This is a genomic window from Bordetella genomosp. 13 (genome assembly GCF_007679965.1).
Lineage (GTDB): Bacteria > Pseudomonadota > Gammaproteobacteria > Burkholderiales > Burkholderiaceae_B > Bordetella.
Genome location: NZ_VEHL01000002.1, coordinates 312919 through 327078, shown reverse-complemented (window position 1 = coordinate 327078; position 14160 = coordinate 312919). Strand labels below are relative to the sequence as shown.

Sequence of the window (14160 nt, the reverse complement as noted above, 5' to 3'; positions counted from 1 at the left end):
GACATGAAAGGATTGACGCTTGCGCAGGCCGACCGCATCGCCGACGGCACGATCGCCAAAGGCAGGGAACTGGGCCTGCAACCGCTGACCGTGGCGGTGCTGGATGCGGGCGGCCACGCCGTCGTGCTCAAGCGCGACGACGGCGCCAGCATCATGCGTTCCGAACTGGCGACGGCCAAGGCCTGGGGCGCGCTGGGCATGGGGTTCGGCGGCCGCGAGCTGGCCCGCCGCGCCCAGAAGATGCCCGAGTTCTTCGCCGCCCTGAACGCGATCTCCGACGGCCGCATGGTGCCCGTGGCGGGCAGCGTGCTGCTGCGCGATGCGGACGGCCACGTCGTAGGCGCCGTGGGGGTGTCGGGAGACACCTCGGACAATGACGAGGCCGCGCTGGTGCCTGCGGTGCAAGCGACGGGACTCGTGCCGGACACGGGCGACGCGCCGGCCGCGTGAGCGGCGGGCGTGGTACCGCAGTAGGGGTCGGGCTGCCGGGCCTCGGTGGATTACCCGCGGCTTGGCTTTCCGCCTTGCAGGATCTCCTCGGCCACGATCCTGGCGACCTCGGAGAGCACGGCCTCTTGCTGTTCGATCGTTCCCGGCGCTTCGGCAAGGAAAGCAGCCACTACGACCGGATCGCGACCTGGCGGGAAGATCACGCCGATGTCATTGGTGGATATCCCTTCCCACGTGCCCGGTTTGTTCGCAATCCTCCATCCCTTGGGCAGACCGAGCCGAAGGCGACGCTCGGCGGCATCCCTGGACTCGGTCATCCAGTCCGTCAGCGTCTTTCGCGACGGCTCCGACAGCGCATGGCCAAGCATGACTTCCCGCAGCGTGCCGGCCATGGCGCGCGGCGAGGTCGTATCGTGAGTCTCTCCGGGCTTGACGATGTTCAAGCCCAGTTCCATTCTGTCGAGCCGCGTCACGGAGTCGCCCAGGGATCGCATATAGGCAGTGAACGCCGATGGCCCGCCGAGGCTCGCCAGCAGCAGGTTCGCCGCCGTGCTGTCGCTCACCGTCACCGCCGCCTCGCACAGCTGCCCGATCGTCATGCCGTCGGCAAGATGGGGCTGGGTCGCCTTGAAGGGCATCACCAGGTCTTGCTCCGTGAAGAAGATGCGGCGCTCCAGCCGCTCCTGTCCGCGGTCGACGCGCGCAAGGGTACACGCAGCGGCCAGGGCCTTGAACGTGCTGCACAGCGCGAATCGTTCGTCCAGCCGACTGCCTGCCAGCCGGCCCGTTGCGGTATCCAGCACGGCGACGCCAAGGCGTCCGCCAGCACGGGTTTCAAGGGCCTTGAGCCGCGCCTCGATGCCTTCGCGGCGTATGGCGGCCTGGGCGCGCAAGGGGTGCAGTCCTGCCAAAGCAGCAATCAGCGCGGCTTGCAGCGCGGCGCGACGAGTGATGAATGTACGCATACTGAGGGTTCTAAACGCCGAGACAGTGGGTGGCAGAGGATGGTACAGGGCCTTGTTCCAATCCTGGCAACTCGCGCGCCAGCCGGCGCCCGTGCCGCCACCGGGAAATGTATGCGCCTGTGAGCATCCCGGCGCCTCGCGCATCGCGGCCCGCGCGCGGGCGGCCCCGTCGGCGCGCCGATCTGGCTTGCCTGTGGCCCCTTCGGCGGCCCTGGCCGCGCTGCAAACGTGCGTTACACCTGCGAGCTCCGCGCGCGCCGCGGGCACGATGCGCGGCCACCGGCACGTGATATGTTGGCCCCGCAGTTCCGGCTCGCCACAGCCTCCGTGCCCCAGGACCAGGCGCGGGAAGAACGACCTAGGCCAGACTGGCGATCCGCTCCGCCATCAAAAATAACCGGGAGCGCGCTTTGGGTTTACTCGACCTCTTCTCCTCCACCCCGTCCCGCGACAAGTTCGCGAAGATGGTCCGCGAGCAGGCCGCGCGGTCTGGCCTGACGCAGGATATGGTCTACTCCGAGCGCGATTTTGCGCTGCTGCACGGCGAAGGCCACAAGCAGGTGTTCAACCTGCACAACGCCTACCACGACTACTGTGCCGCGCCGAAGGGCGAGCGCGCCAACGTGCTGGCCAAGTATCTGGCCGTGCTGCGGCAGCCAGAGACGCCGACCACCTATGCCGACGCCAGAGCCTATCTGCGGCCCATCATACGCAGCAAGATGTTCCCCGAGACGCTGCGCCTGACGCAGGCCGCCAACGGCGGCGACGAGCCCTTCGAGGATCCCAGCCGCGCGTTCAGCGAGGATGCCGTGGTGATGCTGGCCTACGACACGCCCGAAACCATGGCCAGCGTGGGCATGGAGCAGATCCGCGAATGGGGCGTGACGTTCGAGACCGCCTTCGCGGACGCCATCGACAACCTGCGCGGCCAGGGCGCCGAGCATTTCGTCGAAATGGCGCCAGGCGTGTATCGCGGCGCATGGAGCGACGCGTACGACTCGTCGCGCTGCCTGCTGACGGACATGATGCATCGCACGCCCGCGGGCACCGACTGCGTCATCATGATTCCCACGCGCGGCTGCCTGCTGGTGGCGTCGGCCCGCGACACCGCCGCGCAACGCGCCATGGTGGCCGTGGCCCGGCAGACGCTGGACGCGGAGCAGCGCGCGGTGTCCTCGTACCTGTACCGCATCGCCGATGGTCGCCTTGAGGTCGTCGCGCCGCAGGACCCGCAGACGGCGCAGCTGCTGGCTGATCTGCAGCGCCACGGCGCGGCCGATGCCTACCAGGTGCAGAAGGAGCTGCTGGAGCGCGTGCACGAAAAGCAGGAGATCGACCTGTTCGTGGCCAGCTGCAAGCTGATCAAGCACCAGGACAGCGAGCGGCTGACCACGTATTCGGTATGGACCAAGGACGTGGACACGCTGCTGCCCCGTACCGACCTGATCGCGCTGCTGGTGATCGGCGAGGACGGCGAACCGAAGGCCGACGTCTTCACGACCTGGGACGCCATGTGGAACGAATGCAGCGCGCTGCTGGAGCCCATGGCCGACGGCTATCCGGTGCGCTATCGCACGCGCGGGTTCCCCAGCGAAGAGCGGTTCGCCCGCCGGCCCGCCGCGAACTGAGCGCGGCCCGCACCATGAAAAAACCCGGCGCGCGCCGGGTTTTTTCACGCGCACGCCAGGTGCGTCATTCGATGTCCCAGCGCGCCACCACGGTGAACCAGATCGGCGTGCGGCGCTTGAAGCGCTCGGCGCCGGCCTCGGCTTCCTGCTGCGGCAGCAGCGACGGCACGGTCTCGGGCTTGGCCTTCGGACCGGTGCGGTACGTGCGTTCGCGGACCGCCACGCGCGCGGGCGCGGTGATGGCCTTGGCGTGCGACTCGGGCAGCGCCGGCGCGGTCACTTCCAGGCTGGCGCGAATCGCCGTGCCGATCTCTTCCAGGCTGGCTCGCAGATACGAAAGGTTGGCGTAGCTGCCCAGGTACGTGCCCGCGACGAAGTCGGCGAAGGTGGCGTACTCGATGTCGTTTTCATCGTCGTCGTGCCAGACCATGGACACGCCTTCGCGGCCGTCGGCCAGGCGCACCAGGCAGTACGCATCGCCCGCGCCGCTTTCGGCGAAGGGAAAGAAGCGGTTGCCGTCCTGCGCCTCGGGATTCAGCCACTCGTCGATGGTCTGCCGGCACTGCTCGGGCGTGATCCATTCGAAATCGTAAACCTCCGCCATGGCGGGCGTGTCGGCATCGGCATGCGCCACGCCCTCGCGATACCAGGCCGCCAGTTCGGGCGGCAATTCGAAGCCGGCGCTTCGTGCGATGTCGGTGAACGAGCTCAGTAGATCCATGCGTGCCTCCAGGAAAACAATTTCGCATTCTAGCCAGATGCGGGCCGACCCCGCTTCCGGCACAGGCTGCAAAAGGTTTCAGGAGGGCTGCGGCGGCCGGCCCGCCGCACGGCGGATACCCTAGAACGTGCGACCTTCGATCAGGTGCGTCTTCACGCCGTTCAGCACGTAATCCCCCACCACGCGCGCCTTGTGATGCAGCGGGTTGTGGCTGAAGATGGTGCGCAGGTTGCGCCAGTGCCGGTCGAAATTGTGCTTGCGCGAGGTGGCCGAGGCGCCGCCCGCGTCGAACAGGCGTTCGCCCGCCTGCAGCGCCAGCTTGCCCACGATGATCTGCGTGCGCGCCGTGGCCAGCGCGCTCTGCAACACCAGTTCGTCGGCCGCCGGATCCTGCGCCAGGATCGCATCCGACGAGCGGCCCAGCGTGCGCGCGTTCTCGTAGACCAGCACGTCGATGGTGTGGCTCAGCGCGGACAGGTCTCCCACCACTTGCTGGATGAACACGTCTTCGCGCGCCGAGGGTGCGTTGGTGTGCAGCACCGGACGGCCATGGCCCGTCACGTAGCCCTGCGCGTCCGACACGATGTTGCGCACGATGCCGGCCGCCACGGCCACCAGATGCAGCTGGCGATACGCCCCGCCGTGCCGGCCAGCCAGCGAGGGATAGCCCTTGCCCACGACCTCGGACGCATCGACCTCGACGTTGTCGAACACGACGCTGCCGCTGGCGGTCATGCGCTGGCCCATGCCGTCCCAGTCGTCGATGGGCTGAACGCCCCGCGCCTTCAGCGGAATGATGGCGGTGATGCCGTTGTCCTGCTCGTCCACGAAGTTGGCGCGGATGTAGTCGGCGTAGGCGGAGCCCGTGGTGTAGTACTTCTTGCCCGACACCACGTAATGATCGCCCTGGCGTTTCAGCACGGTCTCGATCTGGCCCGCGCGCGCGGTGCCCTGCTCGCCCGATGCGCCGCCGTACAGCTTGCCCTCCACCAGCCGCGCGACCTGCCTGTCGTGAAAGGGCGTGCGCGGCGACAGCCGCATGGATTCGGCCACGTCGAAATGCACGCGCAGCGCATGGGCCACGTTGGATTCCGCGGCCGCCAGCGTGGTGACGACGTGGATGGCATCCTCCAGCGTGCCGCCCAGCCCGCCGCGCTCGACGGGAATGCGCAGCGCGGCCAGGCCGGAACGGCGGAAGGCATCGAAGGCGGGGTACGGCAACTCGCGGCGCAGTTCGCGCTGCGCGGCATCCACGCCGATCTCGCGGGCCAGCGCGGGCAGGCCGTCCAGAGCCTCTCGCAGGCGCGGGTTGGAATCAGGGCTATCAGTACTCATGGTGTTTCCTGTAGAAAATCCGTGGGCGTAGGCGGTCAGCGGCGGAATGCGGCGCCGGGATGGCTGCGGGGCAGCAGCCGGCCCTGGCCGCCCAGCTTCTCGCGCAGCGTGCCTGGGGCATAGCGCGTCTTGTAGCGGCCGCGCGCCTGCAATTCGGGCACGATCAGGTCGGCATAGTCTTCGTAGGCCTCGGGCGTGACGGCATAGCTCAGGTTGAAGCCGTCGATGTCGGTCTCGTCCACCCACTCTTCCAGTGCATCGGCCACCTCGTGCGGCGCGCCGATGAAGACCGGCCCGCGCCCGCCGATGGCGTTGTGCAGCGCCAGTTCCTTCACCGTCCAGATCCGGTCCGGGTCCAGGCGAGTGAAGCCCTCCAGCGCGGACGAGGTGCCCGCGTCAAGCTGCATGTAGCGGATCGGCTCGTCGGGGTCGTAGGTGGAGAAGTCGATGCCGGTCCAGCCCGAGAACATGGCCAGCGCGGCCTCGGGCGTGACGTAGCGCTTGTAGTCCTCGTACTTGTCGCGCGCCTCTTGCGCCGTGCGGCCGGTGATGATGGTGGCCATGGCGAAGAACTTGATGTCGTTCGCGCCGCGGCCTGCCTCGACCGCCTCCGCGCGCGTACGGGCCACCACGGGCGCCAGCACTTTCTTGCTGGGGCCGCTCAGGTAGATGCCCTCCGCGTGGCGGCCCGAGAAACGCATGCCGCGCGCGGAGGATCCCGCCTGGAACAGCATGGGCGTGCGCTGCGGCGAGGGCTCGGTCAGGTGGATGCCCTGCAGGCGGAAGTATTTGCCCTGGTGATCCACGCGGTGCACGCGCGACGGATCGGCGAACACGCCGCTGGCGGGATCGCGCACGACGGCGGCGTCTTCCCAGCTGCCTTCCCACAGCTTGTAGACCACGTCCATGTACTCGTCGGCGATGTCGTAGCGCTCGTCGCGCGAGGCTACGCCGTCCTTGCCCAGCACCTTGACGCTGCTCTGCGCGAAGCCGGTGACGACGTTCCAGCCGATGCGCCCGCGCGTCAGGTGGTCCAGCGTGGACATGCGGCGCGCGAACACATAGGGCGGCTCGTGGTTGGCGTTGCTGGTCACGGCCAGGCCCAGATTCTCGGTGGCATAGGCCATGGCGGACAGCGACATGACGGGATCCTGCTTGGGCACTTGCGCGCCGTGGCGCAGCGCGGTGTCCACGCTGCCGCCGTATACGTCGTTGACGCCCACGCTGTCTGCCATGAACAGCGAATCGACCAGGCCGCGCTCCAGCGTGCGGGCCAGGTCCACCCAGTAGTCCAGCGTGTTGTACTGCAGCGAGCGGTCGCGCGGATGGCGCCACATGCCGGGCGAATGGTGCACCGGGCTGTGCAGCGCGAAGGCGTTCATGCGTATCTCTTTCTTCGGGCTCGTCGTGCTCATAGGTAAGGCCTGTCCCCGTTGATGGTGACGCGGAAGCCCGAACGCACCTCGGGGTAGTAGTCCCACACGGCCAGGTGCTGGCAAGCGCGGTTGTCCCAGAACGCGATCGAGTCCGGCTCCCAGCGCCAGCGCACCTGGAAATCCGGCACGGTGAAGCGTTCGAACAGCAGGCGCAGGATGCCTTCGCTCTCTGCCGCCGACACGCCGTCGATGTGCGTGGTGAAGTTGGCATTGACGAAGATGCCCTTGCGGCCGCTTTCCGGATGCGTGCGCACCACCGGGTGCGAGGCCTTGGGATAGGTTTTGCCGCTGTCGTCGATGCCCTTCAGGCGGTTGCGCTGGCGATAGGTGGGCTCGCCGTCGTGGGTGGCGGTCAGGCCTTCCAGATAGGTCTTCAGGCCGGGCGACAGCGAGTCGTATACGGCGAAGCTGCTGGAGAACAGCGTGTCGCCGCCGCGCTCGGGCAGCGTATGCAGGTGCAGGATGCTGCCCAGCGGCGGTTCCGCATCGCACGACACGTCGGAGTGCCAGCGGTCGCCCGCGATGCGTTTTGTCTTCTCGTCGGCGTGGATGCGCAGGATCTCGGGATACCCTTCCGGCCCCGGTGCATTGGGATGCACGTGCAAGGAGCCGAAGTGTTTGCCCAGCGCCAGGTGCTGGTCCAGATTGAGCGGCTGGTCGCGAAAGAAGATCACCTGGTGCTCCAGCAGCGCGCGGCGCAGCTCGGCCACCTGGGCCTGCGACAGCGGCGCGGTCAGGTCGATGCCGCCGATCTGTGCGCCGATGTGGCGCGTCAGCGGATCGACGGTGATGGTCTCGTAGGTAGCGTCAGGCATGGGTCTCGATGGCTTGCGTAGTGACGGGCGCCGCGCGGTGCAGCGCGGCGGGATGGGGAGCGGCCAGCAGCGGCGCGCTGCTGCCGTATAGCTTTTCGCGCAGCGTGCCCGGCCGGTAGGCCGGCTTGTAGACGCCGCGGCGGCGCAGCTCGGGCACCACCAGTTCCACGAAGTCTTCATGGCTGCCCGGCAGCAGCGCATGGCTCAGGTTGAAGCCATCGATGTCGGACTCGGCGATCCAGGCCTGCATCGCATCGGCCACCTCCGAGGGCGAACCGATGAAGACCGGTCCCTTGCCGCCGATGGCGTTGTGCACGGCCAGTTCGCCGATGGTCCACACGCGGTCCGGATCGGCCAGCGTGAAGCCTTCCATGGTGGACTGCATGCCCTCGGTCCTGATGTAGCGCAGCGGGTCGTCGGGGCTGTACTGCGAGAGATCCACGCCGATCCAGCGCGAGAACAGCGCCAGCGCGCCCTCCAGGCTGACGTGCCGCTGCAGATCCTGCCACTTTTGCCGTGCTTCTTCCGTGGTGGGCGCGACCACCACGGTGGCCAGCGAGAAGAACAGCAGCGATGCCGGATCTCGGCCCAGCGCCTGGGCGCGGCGGCGGATGTCCGCGGCATCGTTGGCCGCGATGCGCGCGGTGGGGCCGCTGAGGAACACGCCCTCGGCATGCCGGGCGGCGAAGTCCTTGCCGCGCCCGGAGGTGCCGGCCTGGTACAGCACCGGCGTGCGCTGCGGCGAGGGCTCCGAATAATGCATGCCCTGCACGCTGAAGAAGCGGCCCTCGTGGCGGATCTCGTGCACGCGTGCGGGGTCGGCGAACACGCGGCTGTCGCGGTCGCGCAGCGCGGCGCCCGCTTCCCAGCTCTGCTCCCACAGGCGGTAGACCAGCTCCATGTACTCGTCGGCCACCTCGTAGCGTTCGTCGTGAGGCCGCGCGCCGGCATGGCCCGCCGCCCTCGCGCCGCTGTCGCCGAAGCTGGTCACGATGTTCCAGCCGATGCGTCCGCCGGTCAGGTGGTCCAGCGTGGACATGCGCCGCGCGAACAGGAACGGCGGCTCGTACGTGACGCTGCTGGTCACGGCGAAGCCCAGGTGTTCGGTGGCCTGCGCCATGGCGGACACCAGCAGCAGCGGGTCGAGCCGGGGAAACTGCAGGCCCCAGCGCACGCCGGCGGCGTTGGAGCCGCCATACACGTCGTACTGGCTGATGCCATCGGCGAAGAACAGGGCGTCGTAGCCCCCGCGTTCGGCGGTACGCGCCAGGTCCGTCCAGAACGGCAGCGTGTTGTACTGCAGCGAGCGGTCCTCGGGATGCGACCACAGTCCCGGCGAAAGATGCGTGGGCGCGAAGGTCAGGAAGGCGTTCAGGCGGATCTGTTTGGACATGATGGCAGCGCGCTAGCGGCCCGCGGGCGCGGCGATGGGAAAGTGGCAGGCCACGCGATGCGTGGCGGACAGGCGCTGCTCGGCGGGCGCCTGCGTGCGGCAGACGTCGCGCGCCGCCGGGCAGCGGGTGTGGAAGACGCAGCCCGACGGCGGCGCCAGCGGCGACGGGATCTCGCCGCCCACGGCCTGCGCATCCAGGGCATCGGGCTCGGATGCCGCGATCAGCGCGTGGGTATACGGGTGGGCCGGCCGTTCGATGATGTCCTCGCGCGTGCCCTGCTCCATGAATCGCCCGAGGTACAGCACGCCGATGTGCGTGCTCATGAAGCCGACCACGGCCAGGTCGTGCGAGATCAGCAGATAGCTCAGCCCCAGGGTGTCCTGCAGGTCCTTCAGCAGGTTCAGCACCTGCGCCTGGATCGACACGTCCAGCGCGGACACGGGCTCGTCCAGCACCAGGATGTCGGGTTCGAGCGCCAGGGCACGAGCGATGGCCACGCGCTGCCGCTGGCCGCCGCTCAGCTGCCGGGGACGGCGCTCCTTGAACTCGGCGGGCAGGCCGACCTGCGCCAGCAGCTCGTCCAGGCGTGCCTCCAGCGCGGCGCGCACCATGCCGCTGCGTTGCACCCGCAGCGGCTCCAGCACGATGTCGCCGATGCGCATCTGCGGATCCAGCGACCCCAGCGGGTCCTGCAACACGGCCTGCACCTTGCGCTGCCGCCAGCGCACGTCGCGCGCGTCGACGCTCTTGCCGAACACGCGCGAACCGAAGCGGAACTCGCCTTGGCTGGCCGTGTCCGCGCCCAGCAGGATGCGCGCCAGCGTGGACTTGCCCGATCCGGACTCGCCCACCAGCCCGAAGGTGCCGCCGCGGGGCAGCACGAACGAGGCATCGCGCACGGCCTGCAGTTGCCGCGTGCGGGAGAACAGCCCCGTGCGCACGGGGAAAGTTCGGCCGACGCCCGAGACGTCGATGGCAGGGTCCGCAGGATGCGGAATCTCGACGGCGTTGCTCATACGGCCACCGCGATTCGATCGGGACGCGCCGCTGCCGCGTCGGCGCCGGCAAGCCAGCACGCGGCCTGGTGACCGGGCCGGTGCGCGCGCAGGTCCGGATAGGCGGCGGCGCAGTCCGCCTGCGCCTGCCCGCAACGCGGCGCGAAGCGGCAACCCTGCGTGATGGCGCCGGGCAGCGGCGGCTGGCCGGGTATCACCGTCAGGCGCCGCGGATTGCCGCGCAGGCGCGGCACCGCGCCCAGCAGGCCACGGGTATACGGATGCAGCGGCTGACCGAAGACCTGCTCCACCGGCCCCTGTTCGACGATGCGGCCCGCGTACATCACGGCCACGTCGTCGCAATAGCGGCGCACCAGGTGCAGGTCGTGCGTGACGAACACGATGGCAGTGCCCTGCTGCGCCTGCAGCTCGCGCAGCAGGTCCAGGATCTGCAGGCGCACGGTGATGTCCAGCGCGGTCGTGGGTTCGTCGGCGATCAGCAGGCCGGGGTTGCAGGCCAGGTTCATCGCGATGGCGATGCGCTGGCGCATGCCGCCGCTGAACTGGTGGGGATAGCTGCCCAGCCGGCTTTCCGGCGCGGGAATGCGCACGCGCCGCATCAGCTCGACGGCACGCTCGCGATGCTCGGCGCGGCTGCCGCCGCCCTCGCGATAGCGGTACATCTCGGTGATCTGCCGGCCGATGGTCAACAGCGGGTTCAGCGAGGTCATCGGGTCCTGCAGCACCATGCCGATCTCGGTGCCGCGCAATGCATTCATCTGGACCTCGGTGCGGCCGCGCAGGTCCTGCCCGTTGAGCAGGACGCGGCCCTGCGAGACGCGCACGCCGGCCGGCGGCAGGCCGAGCACGGACAGACAGGTGACGCTTTTGCCGGAGCCCGACTCGCCCACCAGCCCCAGCGTGCGGCCCGCATGCACCGAGAAGCCCACGCCATCGACCAGTCGCGCCGGGCCGGCCGGCGTCGCGGCCTCGACCACCAGGTTCTCGACCGACAGCACGGCGGAAGGCAGCTTGTGCACGGTGCCGCTCATTCCCGCGCTCCCCGCAGCGGCTTGCCGTCCTGGAAGGCATCGCCGATCAGGTTGGAGCACAGCACCGTCGCCATCAGCACCAGGCCGGGCAGCGCGGACATCCACCACGCATTCTCCAGGTAGTTGCGCCCTTCGGCGATCATGCCGCCCCACGACGGATCGGGCGGCTGTACGCCCAGGCCCAGGAAGCTCAACGCGGCTTCCATGAACACGATCAGGCCCACGTCCAGCGTCAGCAGCACGATGAAGGTATTGCGCACATTGGGCAGCAGGTGATGCACCGCCACGTACCACGGCGAGGCGCCGACCAGCCTCGCGATCAACACGAAGTCGCGCTCGCGCAGGCTGAGCGCCTCGGCGCGGATGATGCGCGCGAAGCGGCCCCAGTTGGCCAGCGTGACCACGGCGATGATGTTGGTGATGCTGGGGCCCAGCACGCCCACGATCAGCATGGCCAGGAAGACCGGCGGCAGCGCGTACTGCGCGTCCACGATGCGCATCATGAAACCGTCGAAACGGCCGCCGATGTAGGCGGAGAGGATGCCGGCCAACGCGCCCAGCACGCCGGCCAGCGCCACCGCGCAGAACGCGATCAGCAACGAGATGCGGCCGCCGTGCAGCGTGCGCGTGTACACGTCGCGTCCCATCTGGTCGGTGCCGAACCAGTGCGCCGCGCCCGGGGGCTGGAACGTGGCGGACAGGTCGATGGCGTTGGGGTCGATGGAAGACAGCCACGGCGCGAACGCCGAGACGGCCACGATCAGCAGGAACACCGCCGCGGGCAGCATCACGCGGCGATGCTTCCAGAGTTGCCGGTCCGGGCGTGCGCGCGGCGCGGCGGGATTGGAGACGGCCAGGACCTCGGTCGATGATGTACTCATTGGCGATACCGTATGCGCGGATCGATGGCTGCATACAGCACGTCCGCGAGCAGATTGATGACGATGAACAGCAGCACCGAGACCACCACGGCGGCCTGCACCACGGTGAAGTCCAGCGTGTTGATGGCCTCGACCATCAGGCTGCCGAAGCCCGGCCACGAAAACACCGTCTCGATGGCGATTGCGCCGCCCACCAGCACGCCGAACTGCGACGCCGCGAAGGCCACGATGGGCAGCGCCGCGTTCTTCAGCGCATGCGTGAAGACGATCACGCGCGTGGGCAGGCCCTTGATGCGCGCCATCCTGATGTAGTCCGTCTCCAGCACCGTCAGCATGTTGGCGCGCGTCAGCCGGGCGATGCCGGCCGCCGAGTACCAGGCCAGCGCGGCCACGGGCAGCACCAGGTGCTGCCACGTGCCATGGCCGCCGGTGGGCAGCCAGCCCCATTGCACCGAGAACAGGCGGATGAACAGCAGGGCCACGAAGAACGGCGGCGCGGCTTGTCCCAATACCGAGAACAGCGCCGCGAAGCGCGCCAGCAGGCGGCTGCGCGACACGGCCGAGGACACGCCCAGCAGCAGCCCGACGGCCAGGGCCAGGCAGAGCGCGATGCCCACCAGCAGCAGGCTGGACGACAGGCGGGCAAGCACCATGTCCAGCGCGGGCGCGCCGAAATGGAAGGACTTGCCCATGTCGCCGCGCGCCATGCCGCCCAGGAAGCGCAGGTACTGCACGGGCACCGGGTCGGCCAGGCCCAGTTGCTGACGGAACAGCTGGCGGTCGGCCTCGGTGGCCTCGGGCGGCATCAGCAGGTAGGCGGGATCGCCCACCTGCCGCACCAGCACAAAGATCAGGATCGACATCAGCAGCACCGTGACCAGCGCCGATCCCAGTTTGCGCAGGCTATAGACCAGCATCGCCTACTTCCACTGCACGGTGCGGAAGTTCAGGAAGCCCGAGCCCTGCTGCGGTTGCCATTGCAGCGTCTGCTTCTTCGCATAGATGTACGAGAACTCGGAAATGAAGAATGCCGCCGCGTCGTCGTGCAGCTCGCGGCCGACGCGCTGGAATACCTCGCCGCGCCTGGCCGTGTCGCTGATGCGCGAGGCCTCGTCCAGCAGCGCATCGATCTTGGGATTCGAGTAGTCCGACCAGCTCCCGTTGCTGGCGAACGCGCCGCCCACCGGATGGATGGGGTCGTACAGCGCATTGGTGAACTGGCTCAGCGCCAGCGGGCCCGAGGTGTGCGTGTTGTTCAGGCGCTGGAAGGTGGCATAGGTCAGGCGGTTGAGCTTGACCTTCACGCCCACCTGGCCCCAGTAGGCCGCGATGGCCTCGGCCACGCCCTGCGGGATGTCGCCCTGGATGTTCAGTTCGGTCGAGAAGCCCTTGGCGTAGCCCGCTTCGGCCAGCAGCGCACGCGCCCGGGCAGGGTCGTACGGATACGGTGCGATGGCCTTGTCCGCGCCATACGGGTAGTAGTTCGAGATGAAGGTGCCCAGCGGCTCGCCCACGCCGTGCAGCACGCTCTTGATGATGGCCTTCGTGTCCAGCGCATAGCTGAGCGCCTGGCGCACCTTCACGTCGGCGAAGGGCGATTCCTTCACGTTGGTGTAGACGCGCACATAGATGGGCGAGGCGACGCGGCTTTCGATCACCTCCAGGCCCGCTTCCTTCTTCAGGCGCTCGAAGTCCGAGAACGGCAGGGCCACGGACAGGTCCACCTCGCCGCGCAGCACGGCGTTCACGCGGCTGGCGGGCTCCGTGATGGCGCGGAACACCAGCGTCTTCACGCGCGGCTTATCGCCCCAGTAGTCGTCGAAGCGTTCCAGTACCAGCTCGCTGCCGCCGGGCGCCAGCGACTTGAACTTGTACGGTCCCAGCGACACGGGCTTCTGCGCGAAGGCGTCGGGGTTGGGCAGGCTGGCCAGGTACTCGCCGGGCACGATGTACAGATAGCCCGCGACCTTGTTGGCGAAGGCGCCGTCGGGGGCCTTCAGCTTGAACACTACCGTCTGGTCGTCGGGCGTTTCCACCGACTCGACCACCGGCGCGAAGTACGGACGCCGCGTGCTCTTGCTCTGCGGGTCCAGCACGTGGTCCAGCGAGGCCTTCACGTCGCGCGAGGTGAACGTCGTGCCGTTGTGGAACTTCACGTCGGGACGCAGCGTGTAGGTGAATGTGCGCGCATCGTCAGACACCTTCAACGCCGTGGCCAGGCGCGGCACCAGGTTGCCCTTGCCGTCGAAGCCGTACAGCGTGTCGTAGATCTGCCAGCCGTAGCGCAGCGAGTCGCCGCTGACGGCCACCAGGCCGTCCAGGTTGTAGAACTCCTTTTCCACGCCGACGACCAGCGTGTCGCGGTCCACCGCGGGCGCCGTGCTGGCGGCCAGCGCGGGTTGTGCGGAACCGACGAGCAATGCGGCAGCCAGCGCCAGCCCGCCGAGGGCTGTCGAAATCTTGTACATGAAGGAACCTTATCTAACGG

Annotated in this window: 13 protein-coding genes; 2 read left to right on the top strand and 11 right to left on the bottom strand. The window is 68.6% G+C overall.

Features of this window, described 5'->3' with window-relative positions:
- Positions 1-3: 3 nt before the first annotated feature.
- Positions 4-450, top strand: a complete 447-nt coding sequence (locus FS845_RS07370; protein ID WP_144632062.1) for a GlcG/HbpS family heme-binding protein — start codon at positions 4-6, stop codon at positions 448-450.
- Between the two features lie 50 nt (positions 451-500).
- Here FS845_RS07370 and bla read toward each other — a convergent pair whose 3' ends face one another.
- A complete protein-coding gene (gene bla / locus FS845_RS07365) occupies positions 501-1403 on the bottom strand; it encodes a class A beta-lactamase (protein WP_409929275.1) in 903 nt (300 codons plus the stop codon).
- A gap of 422 nt (positions 1404-1825) precedes the next feature.
- Between bla and FS845_RS07360 the strand changes: the two genes are divergently transcribed.
- Positions 1826-3043 carry a hypothetical protein gene (locus tag FS845_RS07360; RefSeq protein WP_144632056.1) on the top strand — a complete coding sequence of 406 codons (1218 nt, stop codon included), beginning with the start codon at positions 1826-1828 and terminating at the stop codon, positions 3041-3043.
- A 64-nt stretch (positions 3044-3107) separates the two neighbouring features.
- Here the strand turns inward: FS845_RS07360 and FS845_RS07355 are convergent, their stop codons facing one another.
- From FS845_RS07355 to FS845_RS07310, 10 genes are all read right to left on the bottom strand, one after another.
- Positions 3108-3764, bottom strand: coding sequence for an SMI1/KNR4 family protein (locus tag FS845_RS07355; protein WP_144632053.1), 657 nt, complete (start codon positions 3762-3764; stop codon positions 3108-3110).
- A gap of 120 nt (positions 3765-3884) precedes the next feature.
- Positions 3885-5099 (bottom strand): acyl-CoA dehydrogenase family protein, encoded by a 1215-nt coding sequence (locus tag FS845_RS07350; RefSeq protein ID WP_144632050.1) that lies wholly within the window; start codon positions 5097-5099, stop codon positions 3885-3887.
- Positions 5100-5134: 35 nt separating this feature from the next.
- Positions 5135-6514, bottom strand: a complete 1380-nt coding sequence (locus FS845_RS07345; protein ID WP_144632047.1) for an LLM class flavin-dependent oxidoreductase — start codon at positions 6512-6514, stop codon at positions 5135-5137.
- Entirely contained in the window at positions 6511-7350 is an 840-nt protein-coding gene (locus FS845_RS07340; RefSeq protein WP_144632044.1) for a TauD/TfdA dioxygenase family protein, read from the bottom strand. The genes FS845_RS07345 and FS845_RS07340 overlap by 4 nt, the downstream gene beginning before the upstream one ends.
- A complete protein-coding gene (locus FS845_RS07335) occupies positions 7343-8743 on the bottom strand; it encodes an LLM class flavin-dependent oxidoreductase (protein ID WP_144632041.1) in 1401 nt (466 codons plus the stop codon). The genes FS845_RS07340 and FS845_RS07335 overlap by 8 nt, the downstream gene beginning before the upstream one ends.
- Before the next feature lie 12 nt (positions 8744-8755).
- Entirely contained in the window at positions 8756-9760 is a 1005-nt protein-coding gene (locus FS845_RS07330) for an ABC transporter ATP-binding protein (RefSeq protein ID WP_144632038.1), read from the bottom strand.
- A complete protein-coding gene (locus FS845_RS07325; RefSeq protein WP_144632035.1) occupies positions 9757-10791 on the bottom strand; it encodes an ABC transporter ATP-binding protein in 1035 nt (344 codons plus the stop codon). The genes FS845_RS07330 and FS845_RS07325 overlap by 4 nt, the downstream gene beginning before the upstream one ends.
- On the bottom strand, positions 10788-11672 hold the full coding sequence (locus FS845_RS07320; RefSeq protein WP_144632032.1) for an ABC transporter permease: 885 nt from the start codon (positions 11670-11672) through the stop codon (positions 10788-10790). Before FS845_RS07320 ends, FS845_RS07325 begins: the two co-directional genes overlap by 4 nt.
- Entirely contained in the window at positions 11669-12589 is a 921-nt protein-coding gene (locus FS845_RS07315) for an ABC transporter permease (RefSeq protein ID WP_144632029.1), read from the bottom strand. Before FS845_RS07315 ends, FS845_RS07320 begins: the two co-directional genes overlap by 4 nt.
- 3 nt (positions 12590-12592) lie before the next feature.
- Positions 12593-14140, bottom strand: a complete 1548-nt coding sequence (locus FS845_RS07310; RefSeq protein ID WP_144632026.1) for an ABC transporter substrate-binding protein — start codon at positions 14138-14140, stop codon at positions 12593-12595.
- Positions 14141-14160: the final 20 nt, after the last annotated feature.

Bases quoted from the DNA above. Each gene is read 5' to 3' on its own strand.
- FS845_RS07355 (WP_144632053.1), bottom strand. From the start codon at position 3,764: ATGGATCTACTGAGCTCGTTCACCGACATCGCACGAAGCGCCGGCTTC.
- FS845_RS07325 (WP_144632035.1), bottom strand. From the start codon at position 10,791: ATGAGCGGCACCGTGCACAAGCTGCCTTCCGCCGTGCTGTCGGTCGAG.
- FS845_RS07370 (WP_144632062.1), top strand. From the start codon at position 4: ATGAAAGGATTGACGCTTGCGCAGGCCGACCGCATCGCCGACGGCACG.
- FS845_RS07345 (WP_144632047.1), bottom strand. From the start codon at position 6,514: ATGAGCACGACGAGCCCGAAGAAAGAGATACGCATGAACGCCTTCGCG.
- FS845_RS07330 (WP_144632038.1), bottom strand. From the start codon at position 9,760: ATGAGCAACGCCGTCGAGATTCCGCATCCTGCGGACCCTGCCATCGAC.
- FS845_RS07310 (WP_144632026.1), bottom strand. From the start codon at position 14,140: ATGTACAAGATTTCGACAGCCCTCGGCGGGCTGGCGCTGGCTGCCGCA.
- FS845_RS07350 (WP_144632050.1), bottom strand. From the start codon at position 5,099: ATGAGTACTGATAGCCCTGATTCCAACCCGCGCCTGCGAGAGGCTCTG.
- FS845_RS07340 (WP_144632044.1), bottom strand. From the start codon at position 7,350: ATGCCTGACGCTACCTACGAGACCATCACCGTCGATCCGCTGACGCGC.
- FS845_RS07315 (WP_144632029.1), bottom strand. From the start codon at position 12,589: ATGCTGGTCTATAGCCTGCGCAAACTGGGATCGGCGCTGGTCACGGTG.
- FS845_RS07335 (WP_144632041.1), bottom strand. From the start codon at position 8,743: ATGTCCAAACAGATCCGCCTGAACGCCTTCCTGACCTTCGCGCCCACG.
- FS845_RS07320 (WP_144632032.1), bottom strand. From the start codon at position 11,672: ATGAGTACATCATCGACCGAGGTCCTGGCCGTCTCCAATCCCGCCGCG.